This is a genomic window from Stenotrophomonas sp. 28608_Sma (genome assembly GCF_056486185.1).
Genome location: NZ_CM151308.1, coordinates 4132004 through 4146912, shown reverse-complemented (window position 1 = coordinate 4146912; position 14909 = coordinate 4132004). Strand labels below are relative to the sequence as shown.

Here is a 14909-nt window from a genome sequence, read left to right as displayed (position 1 = left end):
ACCCTGGGGAAAGGACGCCATGCCCGTTGCCATCACCACCCGCTGGCTGGCCATTGCCCGCCGCCATCCTTCGGCCTGGCTGCTGGGTGCCCAGTTGATCGCGGTGCTGCTGTATCCCGCACTTGATGACACCGCCGGCGGCCGTGCGGCACTGGGCATGTTCGGCATGGCGGTACTCGGCCTGGCGCTGTGGGTGGTCCAGCGCAGTCCGCTGGGCACCTGGCTGGCACTGCTGCTGGCCATTCCTTCGGTGGTGTTCTCGCTGGTCGGCGCACTGCTGGATCGCAGTGCGCTGCTGACCACCGCGCAGCTGCTGGAAAGCCTGCTGTACTTCTATACGGCCGGTGCGCTCATCGCCTACATGCTCCAGGACCATAAAGTCACCCGCGATGAACTGTTCGCAGCAGGTGCGACATTCACATTGCTGGCGTGGGCCTTCGCGTTTGCTTTCGCCGTGTGCCAGCAATGGTATCCGGGCAGTTTCCAGGGCACCGGTGGTGGCGCGCAGCGCACCTGGATGGAGCTTCTTTATCTGAGCTTCAGTTTGCTCTCGGGTGTTGGCTTGAGCGACGTTGTGCCACTGCATCCGCAGGCGCGCGCCTTGGTCATGCTGGAGCAGTTTTCAGGCGTGATGTACGTAGCTTTGGTGGTTTCGCGACTGGTTGGATTGACCATGCTGCGGCGCATGTGAAAATGAACGCCAGATAAAAATTTCGCGCCCCGCAGGGCGCGAATGGTGCAGCAAATTATGTGAATGCGTCGGCGAGAGAGAGCCTGGATGTCGACCACGCGATAGGCGAGGTAACCCGCATAGGCTAGTATTCGCCCGCTTCATTGTTTTTGCGGTATGCGCCGATGCTTTGTGCGGAGTCTGGCTTTTTGCTGTTCCCAGGACGGGAGGGTATCGAAGGCAAACGCTGCCCCGGACCTGTCTCTACTGTGTAGCGGAAAATGAACAGCAGTGAAAACCAGCCCCCCGGATTCGATCGGATCCGGATAGGAGAGTGCACTGTCACTCTGTCCTCGCGCGAAGTCGAGGTCGTGGGTGCGCGTCGCCCGCGTCGGCTGACGCCGAAGGCGCTGGGCGTGCTGCGTGTGCTGCTGCGCCAGCCGGGGCGTGTTGTCACCCGCGATGAACTGTTCGCGGAAGTCTGGCCGGACACGCTGCCGACCAATGATGTGCTTACCCAGGCCGTCACCCAGCTGCGCAAGGCGTTCAGCAACGACGACGACAACGGCCAGGCCTATATCGAGACCATCGCCAAGACCGGCTATCGCCTGCTGGTGCCGGTGCAGGTACTGGACGATGTCGAGCCGGCGCCGCCCGCGGGAGCCGATGACGAAATCGTGGACATGCAACCGGCGATGGCCATCGCCGAGGTGATGCCGCCACACGTGCAGGCATCGCGCCGCCGCTGGCGCCACGTCCGCCGACGCGTACTGCTGGTGCTGGGCGTGCTGATGCTGGCCACGGTGGTGGTGCTGACCGCGCTGCTGCTGCAGCGGGCACCGGCCAGCAGTTCAGCTGTGGACGCGGCCGTGGAGAACGGCACGCGCGTGATCGGCAGCCCGCAGCGTCCCTATCGGTTGATCACCGCGACCAGCGGCTTTGAAACCTATCCCACGCTTTCACCCGATGGTTCATTGGTGGCCTATGAGGGCGCCAACGAAGACGGGCAGGGCGGTGGCGCGATCAAGGTGCAGACCTCCGGCAACGCGCCTGCGCGGCAGCTGCTGGCTCCGCCGGCCGGCTCGGTCGATCGCTTCCCGAGCTGGTCGCCGGATGGACGCGAGATCGCCTTCGCGCGGTTCAGCAACAACGGCGGTTGCCAGGTGCTGATCGCCAGCGCGACCGGTGGTGCCCTGCGCCAGGCCACACGGTGCGATGGCACCGAGCTGCTCAGTTTCGACTGGACTCCGGACGGCCGTGGTCTGGTGTTCGGCAGCATGGTGGGGCGCTATGCCCATCGCGGCATCCGCAAGCTTGATCTGGCCAGTGGCCAATGGGAGGCGCTGGACTACGGTGTCGCCGAGGATGACTTCGACTATGCGCCGCGCTACTCGCCTGATGGCAAGTGGCTGGTATTCGTGCGCAATCCGCAGCTGGGCGACCTGTGGCGCATGCCGGCCGCGGGTGGCACGCCCGAGCAGCTGACCAACGAGGCCGCTGAACTGCGTGGCTGGGCCTGGTTGCGTGATGGCCGGACGATCGTGTTTGGACGCCGTGTCGACAGTGAGGTGCGCCTGTATTACCTGGACGTCGAGAGCCGCACGCTGCGCGACGCCGGGCTCGACGACGCACAATGGCCGGCGACGGCGCGCCGCGCGGGGATGCTGGCCTTCGTTCACCGCCGCGCGCAGTTCGGCATCTTCAAGGTGCCGATGGAGGGCGGTTCACCCCCGCAGCGCCTGTTTGCATCCAGTGGTCGGGATGGGCAGCCGATGGCGGCGCCGGATGGACGCCAACTGGTGTTCACGTCCGATCGTTCAGGCAGCTTCGCGCTGTGGTGGGCGGACATGGAGCGCCCCGATTCGCTGCGGCCTATCGAAGGATTGCGGCCTGAGGCACGTCAGGCACCGGACTGGTCGGCCGACAGCCGGCGGTTGCTGGTGGTCGGGCGCGACGAACACGGACGTACGGTGGTCTATGAGATCGCACCGCGTGACGAACGCGTCCAGCCGTTGCCGGTACCGTCGGAGCAGCCGCTGCAGGCACTGTACGGCGCAAACCCGGACCAGCTGCTGGTAGTCGAGCGCGATGACCAGCAACAGACCCGGCTGAGCCTGTTTGATCGAAGCGTGCAGCCTTGGCGCCGCCTTGCCAGCATCGAGGGCGTGTCTCAGGCGCGGTTCGATCGCAGCAGCGGGCGAGTGCTGTTCACCCGCCTGGCGGCAGGTGGCCTGTGGTCGGTGGATGCGGCGCTGGCGCCAGGCAGCGTGCAGCAGATCAGCGATGACCAGCCCAGCCGGTGGCGGTACCGGGCCTGGACCGTGGCCGGCAACAGTGCGATCGGCTATCTCGGTACGTCCACCCGCTGCGGTACGACACTGGTGCTGATCCAAGCCGGGCGCGAGGAACCGGAACGCTGCCTGGATGCGGAACGCCTCAGTGCCGGCAACGGGCTGAGTGCCGGCGCCGATGGGCGCACCCTGTTCGTGGCAATGGCGGTCAGCGACGGTGCCGACATCGGTGTGATGCGTTTGCCCGAGCGCTCGCCGATGCTGCTTCCGGCGTTCTCCAAGTTGTTGTTGTTCAACGGAAATGGGCCTTCGTAATTTCTTCGTGGCGACCTCGCCGCGAATTCGTGGCGATCTCGTCTGACTTTCCTGACGTGGTGCCGCCTGATTTGGCAAAACGGAGGCCTGTACTAGGCAAATCCGTGGTGCCCCCATGCGTCAACTCTCGCTGGCCGATCGCGGCCAAACCGTCTCTCTGGACCGGTCGCTCGACGATGCTGCGCCGACCTGCCTGGGCGTGGCCCGGCTCGGCAGCCTGCAGACCGCAGGCAGCAGCTTCACTGTGTGGATGCAGGTGCGCGGCAGCTCCTGGGTGGAAGCCAAGGAAGGACGCTTCCGCTTGCGCCAGGGCGAGTGGATCGCCTTCGAGAAGGAGTCGCGGCCGCTGGTGCAGGCCGGTCGCAACGGCTTGTGCGTTGGCCTGAACCTGACGGTCGAAGCGCTGCGCGTGCTGGCCGAGATGGCCGATTGCGGTCTGTATGCCGGGCGTGGCCGCATGAACCGTGGCGATGCCCGCGTTGCGCTGCGCCTGTGGCGCGATGCGCTTGCCAGTGGCCAGCCGGCACAGGCACTGCGCCCGCTGCTGCTGCACCTGGCGGGCCTGCAGCGTGGGCTGGCCGACAACGTGCAGCGTTGCCCGGGGCGCTCGCGCAGCCGCAAGCGCCAGGTGTTCGGCCGCATGCAGCGCGCCCGCCTGTACCTGGAAGGCAACAGCCACCGCGTGGTGCGCATCGGTGAACTGGCCGAGCTGACCAACTTCTCCAGCTGGTATCTCTCCAAGACCTTCCAGAGCCTGTACGAGGAAAGCCCGCAGTCGCTTTCGGCGCGGCTGCGCCTTGAGCGCGCTGCCGACCTGCTGCGTGACACTGACATGATGGTCGGCGAAGTTGCTGCAGCCAGTGGCTTCGACAACTGCTGCAGCTTCGCGCGTGCGTTCCGCGCCCGCTACGGCCAGTCCGCATCGCGCTTCAGGGAGAACGGCGGCTTGCTGCCGCCACAGTCTGCAAAGTCTCCGGTTGGTTCGCGCAAATACAGCGCTGCAACGCAATCGTAACGTGCTGGGGTGTTTTAACACGCTGCTAACACGTACCTTGGAGAGATAGATGAACGTTCGTAATCCCGCAGTGCGGCTGGGCCTTCTGCCGGCTGGCATTGCGTTGGCGCTGACGCCCGCCTTTGCTTCTGCACAGGAAGCAAAGGATGCGACCACCCTGGATCGCATCGAAATCACGGGCTCGCGCATCCGCGGCGCCTCGATGGAGACCCAGCAGCCGGTCCTCACCCTGAGCCGTGAGAACCTGGAAAAGCAGGGCTACACCACCGTCGCCGATGTCCTGCAGAACCTGACCTCGGCAGGTTCGCCGGCCATTTCCCGTGCGGACTCGCTGTCCTCCGGCGAAAACGTTGGCGGCTACTACGTCGACCTGCGCAACCTGGGCGCGCAGCGCACCCTGGTGCTGATGAACGGCAAGCGCCTGGGCGCGACCACTGCCGGCTACCAGGATCTGAGCCAGATTCCGATGGCCGCCGTCGAGCGCATCGAAGTGCTGAAGGATGGCGCCTCCGCCATCTACGGTTCGGACGCCATCGCTGGCGTGGTCAATGTGATCACCCGCAAGCGCTTCGACGGTGCTGAAGCCAGCGTCTACGTCGGCCAGTACGGCCGCGGCGACGGCGACACCAACACCTACTCGTTCACCCTCGGCTCCGAAGGCGAGCGTGGCGGCGTGACCCTGTCGGCCGAATACTCCAAGCAGGATCCGGTGTGGGCGAAGGATCGTTGGTTCAGCCGCGACGGCGGCCTGGGCCCGAACACCACCTCCGGTGATTGGAGCCCGCTGAGCCAGAACAGCACCTGGTGCGACCCGCGCGTGTGGGGCGACTGCAAGCCGCGCGCTGCAGGCCAGCCGCAGCCGGAGTGGATGACCCTGAATCCGGGCGGTGACCCGAAGAATGCGGCCGACTACCACCAGCTGACCCCGGCCGAGTACTCCAATGCCAACCAGCAGATGATGGTGCAGACCGGCATCGAGCGTAAGTCCGTGTACGTCAACGGCAGCTACGATCTGGCCGACTCGATCACCTTCAATGCTGACGTGCTGTACAACCAGCGCACCACCGACCAGCAGATCGCGGGTTACCCGTACCAGTCGCTGTCGTTCGGTACCCCGCTGTCGAAGGACAGCGCGTTCAACCCGATCGGTCAGGACGTCGAGTTCCGTCGCCGCCTGTGGGAAGTGCCGCGTACCACCAAGAGCGATCTCAAGACCCTGCGCTTCGCGCCGAGCCTGAGCGGCTTCTTCGAATTCGCTGGCAAGACCTGGGATTGGGACGTCGGTGCGCTGTGGAACCGCAACGAGCTGACCAAGACCGGCTACGGCGACATGAGCCTGATCGCATCCGAGCAGGCACTTGGCAAGTCGTTCATCAACGGCCAGGGTGTTGCCCAGTGCGGCACCGCCGCCAACCCGATCCCGCTGAGCCAGTGCCGTCCGTGGAACCCGCTGCTGCCGTATGGCGTCAACGGCCAGGGCTCGCTTGCCGACCGTGATCTGCAGAACTTCCTGTTCCCGACCTACACCGACACCGGTGTGACCAAGACCACCAGCTACACCGCCAACCTGTCCGGTTCGCTGTTCGAGCTGCCGGCCGGTGACCTGGGCGTGGCCATGGGCTACGAGCACCGCAAGGAAGAAGGCCGCTTCGTGCCGGACGCCTTCCGTCAGTCGGGCCAGTCGACCGGCCTGGCGTCGACCACCACCTCGGGCAACTACTCGCTGGATGAGTTCTACCTGGAACTGAACGTGCCGATCCTGTCGGACCTGCCGTTTGCCAAGGAACTGACCTTCAACGTCGCCAGCCGCTACTCCGACTACAGCAACTTCGGTGACACGATCAACTCGAAGTTCGGCCTGGTGTGGCGCCCGATCGAAGAGCTGCTGGTCCGCGGTACCTACGCAGAAGGCTTCCGCGCGCCGACCGTCGACGATCTGTACGGCGGCACCAACTCGAGCTTCGAGCGTTACACCGATCCGTGCGGTTCGACCTCGCCGGGCAACGTCGCTGGCAATGCTGCCTGCGCCGCGGCTGGCGTGCCGGCCAACTACGTGCAGGTCGGCCAGGGCTTCGCACCTTGCAGCACCTTCCCGTGCGCGACCCCGGACCAGTTCGTCAGCGGTTCGAATTCGGCTCTGAAGCCGGAAACCTCCAAGAGCAAGACGGTTGGCCTGGTCTGGAGCCCGCGTTGGGTGCAGGGCCTGGACATCTCGCTCGACTGGTACCGCTACGAGCTGAAGAACATGATCATCGCTGACAGCGTTGATCGCATCCTGCGTGACTGCTACGTGCTGGGCAACGCAGCCCGCTGCGAAGGCGTCACCCGTGCCGCCGATGGCCATATCGAGGCGCTGACCTACGGCCTGGCCAACCTCGGCTCGATGGAGACCGAAGGCTACGACCTGGGTGTCAAGTACCGCCTGCCGGAACTGTCGATCGGCAAGTTCAGCATCGACTGGCAGACCAGCTACCTGGCCAAGTACGACGAAGCCGGCCAGAACAAGAAGGGTGAGAACATCACCATCGGTCGCGTTGGTGAGCCGGGCCTGTTCCGCGTCCGTTCGAACCTGGGCGTGAACTGGGAGCTGGGTGACTTCGGTGTCAACTGGACTGCTCGTTACTACTCGGGCATGAAGGAAAGCTGCATCGACGACGCATGGTGCGACGCCCCGAACCACTACGCCAATGGTGAGCCGGATCCGCTGCGCCACACCGGCTCCAACACCTTCCACGACGTGCAGGTCAGCTGGAAGGCTCCGTGGGATGCCACCATCGCCCTGGGTGCGAACAACGTGTTCGATCACCGCGGTGCGCTGCAGTACTCGGCGCCGAACTCGAGCTTCGCCTACTACGGTGGCTTCGACGTCGGTCGCTTCCTGTACATGAAGTACACCCAGCGCTTCTGATCGTTCGAAGTGCGATAGCAATACCGGGAGGGCGGACCGCAAGGTCCGCCCTCTTTTTTTGTAGGGGAATTCCGAAATGTCGTGGAAGGTGAGCAGAGTCACGTTCCTGTCGTGTCGTAATCAACACAGTTGCTGGGTCCACTTGCGGACACTTGCACATGGAGAGAGCGATGAAGAGCACGCTGTTGCACAAACTGTCTGCTGCTGCACTGATCTATGCAACATTGGTGGGTGCGGTGTTCGCCCAGACCGGTGGCGTCTGTGGGGGCGGGCTGTACTGCGAAGAGCTGCGCCAGCAATGCCTGGCTGCAGGCAATTCGAAGGTCATGTGCGATCTGCAGTATCGCCACTGCGTGCAGGACGCCTGCGGCGCGCGCTGATGCAAAAAAAGGCGCGCCTTTGGGCGCGCCTTCGAGGTTGTTCCTGCGTTGACAGCTCAGGCCTCGCTGGGTACCAGTCCCATCAACGCATTGGCATGCTCGCGCCACTGCGGCAGCCTGTTGAGTACACCTGCGCGCTGCAGGTAGTCCTCATCCACCGGATCGCCGTTGACCAGCGCCAGCGCCACATGCACCGCACCGGTCACCCAGAAGCTGCGCGTATTGGCGCGCTGCGGCTGCAGGTGGAAGGCAACCGCTTCGATGATCGGCATCGGCAGGCCCCACAGGCCCAGCAGGTAGGCGCCGGCCTCGGCATGGCCGGGGCGGGTGTCACCGGCCAGCGACGGTTCGCTGCGCTCGTTGCGTACGCCGGGCAGCAGCAGGCCGATGTCGGCCAGCAGAGCGGCGGTCGCGCCCAGTTCGGCACTGGATTCGGGCAGCAGGCGCGCGGCCAGGCGCGAGGCGAGCAGGGCGCGCTGCTGCAGCGAATTGCGTTCGGCGGTGGACAACGTGGGTGCGGAAAACACCTCGCTGGCCAGCACGAGGTCGCGCAGCGTCGACAGACCCAGGCGGGTCACGGCCGTGCGCAGGTCAGCGATGGTGCGTCCCTGGCTGAAGAACGCCGAGTTCGACAGCTGCAGCACCTTCGCGGCAATGGCCGGGTCGGCCGCCACCAGCTTGGCGACGTCGGCGCTGTCAGCGTCGTCGTCATGCTCCAGCGCCTGGGTCAGGCTCAGGTACAGGTGCGGCGGCGAGGGCAGCTTCTCGATACGGCCGATGGCATCGCGCAGGCGTGGGCTGTCCAGTACTTCGCGCAGCTCTTCCAGGCTGGTCAGCGCTTCCAGCAGCACTTCCGGTGCCAGTGGCAACGGCAGGAAACGGTGAGCGACACCGATCAGGCGTGCCGGCGGCGGCCGGTTGCCGTGCTGGGCATCGATCAGCGCGATGCGGATGGTTTCCGGGCGCAAGGTCCGGATCTGGCCCAGCAGCGTGGTGGCATTGAGATCCGGCAGCTGCGGGCAGACGATCACCGCATCCACGCCCTGCGTGGCCACCGCAGTCATCGCGGTCTGGCCATCGGTGGCGGTCAGCGGCTGCCAGTCTTCCCCAAGATCGGCAATGAATTCGGTCAGCTCGGCCGGCAGGCTGGCTGCATCCCCAACAAGCAGAATACGCACGACACATTCCCCTGGCTGTCTCGACGATGGATGTCGACGACGTGTGAAGTGACGCAATTTACCTAATACGGCGGCACGTGTGATGTGCCGTCGTCATGAAACGTGACCCGCATCGCTCCGGCGGGGTGCCGCCGGAGCGATCCGGTTCAGGCTCAGGCCTTGCTGTCGAGATGGCGCTGGTGCGCCTCGATCAGGATCTGCTTGGCCTCAGCGGCGCCGCCCCAACCGTCCAGCTTGACCCACTTGCCCTTCTCCAGGTCCTTGTAGTGCTCGAAGAAGTGGCCGATGCGCTCCAGCCAGTGGCTGGACACCTGGGCGATGTCTTCGACGTGGGCATAGCCACTGAAGATCTTCGACACCGGCACGGCCAGGATCTTCTCGTCGCTGCCCGCCTCATCGCTCATCTTCAGCACGCCGACCGGACGGCAGCGCACGACCGAGCCCGGCACCAGCGGCAGCGGCAGCACCACCAGCACGTCGGCCGGATCGCCGTCGCCGCACAGGGTGCTCGGCACGTAGCCGTAGTTGCAGGGGTAGCGCATCGGGGTGGACAGGATACGGTCGACGAAGATCGCGCCGGTTTCCTTGTCCACTTCGTACTTCACCGGCTCCGAGTCCTTCGGGATCTCGATGATGACGTTGATTTCTTCCGGCGGGTTCTTGCCGGGCGAGACGAGTTCCAGACCCATGGTCGTGCTCCAGGTGGGGGATGTAGGCGGATAGCCCCCCATTTTATGCCTTTGCCGGGCGCTGTGCAGAGGGAGGGGCCGACGGCGCTGCGGGGCGGGGGCCTACCGGGCAGGCCGGGATTGGCTGATGGGGGCGGCCGGCATGGGAGCGCAGGCTGGACCAACCTTCCCAAGGAGTCTGCCCATGAACGTGTCTGCCCTGTCGTTTGGCCTGACCTGCATGTTGCTGGTTGCGCCTTTGGCCCAGGCGTCCCCTTATGTCGACCTGATCGACTACCCGCACCAGGAGGCCAACTGGGACCGCTTCTTTGCCCTGGAAGGCCGTTTGCAGCATGGCTTCGATGCCATCTGTGGCGACACCTTCTGCGAGGGCGAATACAGCGATATCCGCGCCCTGCGCCTGCGCTGTTCGGTGGATGCGGTGCGGGGAACCGTGCATGAATGCCTGTGGGCATTCGCCGCCAGCGATCTGGAGGTGTCCCGCAACGATGGCGCGATCGTGGCCCGGCAACCGACCTGGTTGTGCCGCCTGCCGCTGGTGGCGGGAACCCCGGTGGAAGCCTTCCATGCCGCGCTCGCCGCCCGCAATCCACTGCATGACCCGCTGCCGGGGATCTCGCAGAGCGTCTATGACGGGCTGACCGGGTGCATCCATTGATGAGAACGTGACTGATTCTCATTAACGGAGTAGCATGCGCGGCGCCTTCCGTCTGTCGTCCCGGTTCCGCGCATGTCCTCCAATGCCGCCTCCCTCACCGAACTGCTGATCCGCGAGCGGCCTGCGTTGCTGCGCCGGGTGCAACGCATCCTGGGGGGCGACAACGGCGCCGAGGACGTGATCCAGGCGGTGTGGTTCAAGGCACGTGGCGTCGATGACAGCCAGGCCATCGACAACCCGCGCGCCTATCTGTACCGGCTGGCCGCCAACCTGGCCACCGACCATGGCCGCGAATCGACCCGGCGCAACCGTCTGCTGGCCGACCACTACCTTTGGGGGCCGGACGAGGTGATCTCGACCGAGGAGCAGGCGATGGCACAGGACGAGCTGCAGCGGGTGCTCGACGCGGCGGGACACCTGCCGGAGCCGACCCGCACCATCTTCCGGCTCAACCGCCTGCAGGGCCTGACCCAGGCCGAGATCGCCCGCCGTCTGGGGGTGTCGGTGACTACCATCGAGAACCATGTGCGCACCGCGCTGCAACGCCTGGCCTGGGCGCGCAGCGGCCGATGATCGCCCCGGCTTGGGGTTGGCCCTCGCTGAAACGTCTTGATCACTGGACCGCGGATGCGGTCTAGTTCCTCCGCCCGCGCTTGAATGCGCCTGTCCGCCAGCCGATGAGCCCGCCGAACACGCTGCCCGCCGCCAATGACGATGCCCTGGCCGAACAGGCCCGGGGCTGGATCGCGTGGCTGGCCTCGGGTGACATCGGCGAGGGGCGCATGCATGAGTTCGAACGCTGGCTGGCACAGCCGGGGCACCGTCGGGCCTTCGAGCACGAGCGCGCGCTGTGGCGCAGCGTCGGACCACGCCCGCAGGCCCGGCCCGCCGAACGCCGGCGCACGCGGCGGCTGCGCTGGGCAATGGCCGCTGCAGCTGCGCTGGCGATGCTGGTGGCATGGCCGGAGGCCTGGTTGCGGCTGCAGGCCGACCATCGCAGTACGCATGTCGTGCAGAACGTGCAACTGCCCGATGGCAGTCGTGCCGTGCTGGATGCGGACAGCGCGATCGCCGTGCGGTTTGATGCCGATGCACGCCGGATCGAGCTGTTGCGCGGGCGCGCCTGGTTCGAGGTCAGCCCGGATGCCCAGCGGCGTTTCAGCGTGCGCGCGGGCAATGGCGTGGTCGAGGACATCTCGACCGCGTTCTCCGTCGCACGCGACAACGATCAGGTGGAAACCCAGGTCGGACAGGGCAGGGTGCGCGTGGCCAGCCCGGCCGACGGTGGCTGGACCTACCTGCAGGTGGGACAGCGTGCGGTCTATGGCGAGCGCAGTGGCGTGACGCGTCTGGAAGATGTGGCGGCCAACAGTGTCGGCGCGTGGCGGCAGGGTGAACTGCTGCTGGAGCAGGCCAGCGTCGCCGAGGCCGTGCAATGGGTCGGGCGCTATCGCGCTGGCCCGACCTTCGTGCGTGGCGATCTGTCGCAGCTGCCGGCCGTCAGTGCAGCATTGCGCATCGATCGCCCGGAACAGGCGCTGGATGCGTTGGCGGCAACAGCAGGTCTTCGGGTTACTCGTCTTCCATTCGGCGTCGCCATCGTGCAGTAGATCCACGCCATGCGTGGATGACCGTCCCTGTGCCGACCAACGGTCGGCACCCACCGCGGCAACCAGCCGACCCACGGTCGGCACCTGCCGCGGCCGCAAATCGCTCTTGGGGTTGCCACGCTTTCATCCGTCTTACTCCGCGAACGTACCCGCCGCCGCCAGTACGTCGCCGTGTCCGCCCGTGTTGCGGATGTCGCCGCGCCCGCGGCACCGATTACCTGACAGGTTCCCCCATGTTCGATTTCCATCGTCCGGGCCGCATGCCGCGCCCGTCCCGCCTGTGCATCGCCCTGCTGGCGGCCGGCCTGGCCAGCGCCGCGCCCTCCGTACTCGCGCAGGATGCCAGCGGTGACCACGCTGCCGTGCAGCGCTTCGATATCCCCGCGCAGCCACTGGACGAGGCGCTGCGCAGCTACATGCGCCAGTCCGGCGTGCAGGTCGTGTACCCGGCCACTCTGGCCCGGGGTGTGACCTCGCGTGCGGTCAGCGGCAGCCTGTCGGCCAGCGAGGCTTTGCAGCACCTGCTGCAGGGCAGTGGCCTGGCGGTGCGCCGGGTCAGTGCCGATGCGGTGACCCTGGAAGCGGCAGCGTCGGCGCAGGCCGACAGCGGTGTGATCGTCACCGATACGCTGAGCGTGGCCGGCGACCGTATCGACAGCGGCGCAACCAGCGACGAGGCGCGCCTGCTCGACGGCTATCGCAGCGTTGGCTCCACCACCACGCTCAACCGCACGCACCTGGAGCGATTCCGCGGTACGTCCAACGGCGACATCGTCAAGGGCGTGGCTGGCGTCACCGCCGGTGATCCGCGCGTGGGCAACGGCTTCGACGTCAACATCCGTGGCATCCAGGGCCAGGGCCGTGTGCCGGTGATCATCGACGGTGGCCAGTCCAGCATGGATACCTACCGTGGTTATGCCGGCCAGTCGCAGCGCACCTACCTCGACCCGGACCTGATTTCCAGCCTGACCATCACCAAGGGCCCGAGCCTGCAGGCCAACGCCTCCGGTGGCATCGGCGGCGTGGTCGAGATGGAGACGCTGAAGATCGGTGACGTGCTGCGCGAAGGGCGGGACTTCGGCGTGCGCGTGCGTGGCGGCCTGGCCAACAACAGCGCCAACAACCTGCCGTCCTACAGCGCCGCGCCGCGTACCGACCGCAGCGCCACCGGCAGCCAGTTCTTCAATGTGGCCGCTGCGGGACACTGGGATCGCTTCGATCTGGTTGCCGCCTACGCCTACCGCGACAACGGCAACTACTTCTCCGGCAAGCATGGCTACGATGACTTCCCGCAGACCCGGCGCACGCTGGCGCCGCTGAACCCGCCGCGTACAGAGGTGTTCAATACCTCGGCCCGCTCGAAGTCGGCGCTGCTCAAGGGCACCTGGCGCATCGACGATGCACAGACCCTGGAAGCGGGCTACCGCCGCTACGAGGGCACCGCCGGCGAGATCATGGCCTCGCAGATCATCCGTATGGATCGTGACCGCATTCCGCAATGGGACCCGGGCCACGTCGACATGGACAGCTACACCCTGCGCTATCGTTTCAACCCGGACAGCGAGCTGGTCGACCTGCGCGTCAACGCCACGTACACCGATACCGACAGCGTGATGTACAACAGCCTGACCGGCATCACCCCCTGGTACTTCGATCGCCGCACCGAGTGGTACGACGCGCCCAGCTTCAGTGGCGACCCCGGTTACAAGGATGCCTACCGCAATCCGCTGCGGCAGAAGCGCTTCGGCCTGGATGCCAGCAACACCTCGAAGTTCGATACACACGCCGGTGCATTCACCCTCGACTACGGCCTGTCCTACAGCGATGAGGACATTGCACCGGGCAGTTCGGGGCCGGTCATGCACGATGACCTGATCAACAACCGCTTCCTGCGCAACGCCGAGCGCAAGGAATACAGTGCCGTGGCCTCGCTGAAGTGGCAGCCCGATGAGCATTGGGAACTGCTGGCCGGCGGCCGCTGGAACCGCGTGGATGTGCATGACCGCAACCGCCTGGCCACGCCCGATGCCTACGAGGTGCAGGGCCAGTACCGCTACACCGAGCTGCTCAATGGCAACCCGGCGCTGCCGTCGTGGCGAGCCAAGCGCATCGCGCTGCTGAACTGGTATCCGGACGCCAACGGCAATTTCACCCAGGAATCGCTGCTGGCTTCACCGTACAAGAAGGGTACGGTGGGCGACATCGGTGGCTGGAACTTCTACGACGCCGGCAAGGCGCAGGACCTGGAGGTGCCGGTCAGCTGGACCTGGTCGCAACCGATCCGCCGTCGTGACACCGCGTTCTCGCCGACCGCCAGCGTGGCCTACCGCTTCAGCGAAGACACCATGGTCTACGTGAAGTACGCCGAAGGCACCAAGCTGCCGAGCCTGTTCGAGACCACGCTGGGGCTGTTCACCGCCGCCAAGCCGGTGGGCGAACTGAAGCCGGAGCGTGCGCGCAGCTGGGAAATCGGTGCCAGCACCATCCGCTACGATCTGTTCACTGCCGGCGACCGCCTGGCACTGAAGCTGGCCTACTTCGATACCCGCATCGATGACCTGATCACCCGCGACTACCGCACGCTGTCGGCTGGCCTGATCCGCAACGTCGACCAGTTCAAGGTTTCGGGCATGGAGTTCCAGTCCAGCTATGACAGCGGCAAGGTTTTCGCCGACCTGTCCGCGCACTACTACTTCAAGGCCAAGACCTGCGCGCCGGACATCGCCGCCGAGCGCCGTGCCTATGGTGCGCAGCGCAGGAACGATGAACTGGCCAACACGCCCAACTGCGTGGACGGCGGCTTCGAGGGCTCGTACACCAATACCCAGAACCCGCCGCGCTACATGGTCAACCTGACCCTGGGCTCGCGCCTGTTCGACGAGCGCCTGACCTTCGGTACCCGCGTGGTCCACAACGCCGGTCCGATCAGCAAGCTGGACAAGGACTGGAACGTGGGCCTGTCGGCGATCCAGCAGCTGTACCGGCCGACCACCCTGGTCGACCTGTTCGCCAGCTGGAGCTTCAACGACCAGCTGTCGGTGGAAGCCGGCGTGGACAACCTGACCGACCGCTACTACCTGGACCCGCTAGCCCTGGGCGTGATGCCGGCCCCGGGCCGCACCGCGCGGCTGGCGTTGACCTGGAAGTACTGATCGTCGGGGTCGGATCCCTTTCCTGCAGAAAGGGCTCTGACCC

At 65.9% G+C, this 14909-nt stretch carries 11 protein-coding genes; 9 read left to right on the top strand and 2 right to left on the bottom strand.

Annotated elements, in window-relative coordinates:
- Positions 1–19: 19 nt before the first annotated feature.
- The 5 genes from ACZLHH_RS19630 to ACZLHH_RS19610 all read left to right on the top strand — a co-directional run bounded on the left by ACZLHH_RS19630 (position 20) and on the right by ACZLHH_RS19610 (position 7579).
- Positions 20–691, top strand: a complete 672-nt coding sequence (locus ACZLHH_RS19630) for an ion channel (RefSeq protein WP_180844147.1) — start codon at positions 20–22, stop codon at positions 689–691.
- A gap of 260 nt (positions 692–951) precedes the next feature.
- A complete protein-coding gene (locus ACZLHH_RS19625; protein ID WP_180844148.1) occupies positions 952–3276 on the top strand; it encodes a winged helix-turn-helix domain-containing protein in 2325 nt (774 codons plus the stop codon).
- A gap of 115 nt (positions 3277–3391) precedes the next feature.
- Positions 3392–4291, top strand: a complete 900-nt coding sequence (locus ACZLHH_RS19620) for a helix-turn-helix transcriptional regulator (RefSeq protein WP_032128400.1) — start codon at positions 3392–3394, stop codon at positions 4289–4291.
- 49 nt (positions 4292–4340) lie between these two features.
- Entirely contained in the window at positions 4341–7199 is a 2859-nt protein-coding gene (locus tag ACZLHH_RS19615; protein ID WP_071228160.1) for a TonB-dependent receptor, read from the top strand.
- Positions 7200–7369: 170 nt separating this feature from the next.
- Positions 7370–7579: a hypothetical protein gene (locus tag ACZLHH_RS19610; RefSeq protein WP_032128398.1), complete on the top strand. Its 210-nt coding sequence runs from the start codon at positions 7370–7372 to the stop codon at positions 7577–7579.
- Between the two features lie 56 nt (positions 7580–7635).
- Here the strand turns inward: ACZLHH_RS19610 and ACZLHH_RS19605 are convergent, their stop codons facing one another.
- Positions 7636–8757: an HDOD domain-containing protein gene (locus tag ACZLHH_RS19605; protein ID WP_032128397.1), complete on the bottom strand. Its 1122-nt coding sequence runs from the start codon at positions 8755–8757 to the stop codon at positions 7636–7638.
- A gap of 152 nt (positions 8758–8909) precedes the next feature.
- Positions 8910–9446 carry an inorganic diphosphatase gene (ppa, locus tag ACZLHH_RS19600; protein ID WP_005410935.1) on the bottom strand — a complete coding sequence of 179 codons (537 nt, stop codon included), beginning with the start codon at positions 9444–9446 and terminating at the stop codon, positions 8910–8912.
- A 184-nt stretch (positions 9447–9630) separates the two neighbouring features.
- Here ppa and ACZLHH_RS19595 point away from each other — a divergent pair, with 184 nt between their 5' ends.
- The 4 genes from ACZLHH_RS19595 (at position 9631) to ACZLHH_RS19580 (ending at position 14866) form a co-directional block, all read left to right on the top strand.
- A complete protein-coding gene (locus ACZLHH_RS19595; RefSeq protein WP_180844149.1) occupies positions 9631–10104 on the top strand; it encodes a hypothetical protein in 474 nt (157 codons plus the stop codon).
- Between the two features lie 72 nt (positions 10105–10176).
- Positions 10177–10677: an RNA polymerase sigma factor gene (locus ACZLHH_RS19590; RefSeq protein ID WP_132810745.1), complete on the top strand. Its 501-nt coding sequence runs from the start codon at positions 10177–10179 to the stop codon at positions 10675–10677.
- A 104-nt stretch (positions 10678–10781) separates the two neighbouring features.
- On the top strand, positions 10782–11714 hold the full coding sequence (locus ACZLHH_RS19585; RefSeq protein ID WP_180844150.1) for a FecR family protein: 933 nt from the start codon (positions 10782–10784) through the stop codon (positions 11712–11714).
- A 233-nt stretch (positions 11715–11947) separates the two neighbouring features.
- On the top strand, positions 11948–14866 hold the full coding sequence (locus ACZLHH_RS19580) for a TonB-dependent receptor (RefSeq protein ID WP_180844151.1): 2919 nt from the start codon (positions 11948–11950) through the stop codon (positions 14864–14866).
- Positions 14867–14909 lie beyond the last annotated feature (43 nt).

Bases quoted from the DNA above. Each gene is read 5' to 3' on its own strand.
- ACZLHH_RS19630 (WP_180844147.1), top strand. From the start codon at position 20: ATGCCCGTTGCCATCACCACCCGCTGGCTGGCCATTGCCCGCCGCCAT.
- ACZLHH_RS19625 (WP_180844148.1), top strand. From the start codon at position 952: ATGAACAGCAGTGAAAACCAGCCCCCCGGATTCGATCGGATCCGGATA.
- ACZLHH_RS19620 (WP_032128400.1), top strand. From the start codon at position 3,392: ATGCGTCAACTCTCGCTGGCCGATCGCGGCCAAACCGTCTCTCTGGAC.
- ACZLHH_RS19615 (WP_071228160.1), top strand. From the start codon at position 4,341: ATGAACGTTCGTAATCCCGCAGTGCGGCTGGGCCTTCTGCCGGCTGGC.
- ACZLHH_RS19610 (WP_032128398.1), top strand. From the start codon at position 7,370: ATGAAGAGCACGCTGTTGCACAAACTGTCTGCTGCTGCACTGATCTAT.
- ppa (WP_005410935.1), bottom strand. From the start codon at position 9,446: ATGGGTCTGGAACTCGTCTCGCCCGGCAAGAACCCGCCGGAAGAAATC.
- ACZLHH_RS19595 (WP_180844149.1), top strand. From the start codon at position 9,631: ATGAACGTGTCTGCCCTGTCGTTTGGCCTGACCTGCATGTTGCTGGTT.
- ACZLHH_RS19590 (WP_132810745.1), top strand. From the start codon at position 10,177: ATGTCCTCCAATGCCGCCTCCCTCACCGAACTGCTGATCCGCGAGCGG.
- ACZLHH_RS19585 (WP_180844150.1), top strand. From the start codon at position 10,782: ATGAGCCCGCCGAACACGCTGCCCGCCGCCAATGACGATGCCCTGGCC.
- ACZLHH_RS19580 (WP_180844151.1), top strand. From the start codon at position 11,948: ATGTTCGATTTCCATCGTCCGGGCCGCATGCCGCGCCCGTCCCGCCTG.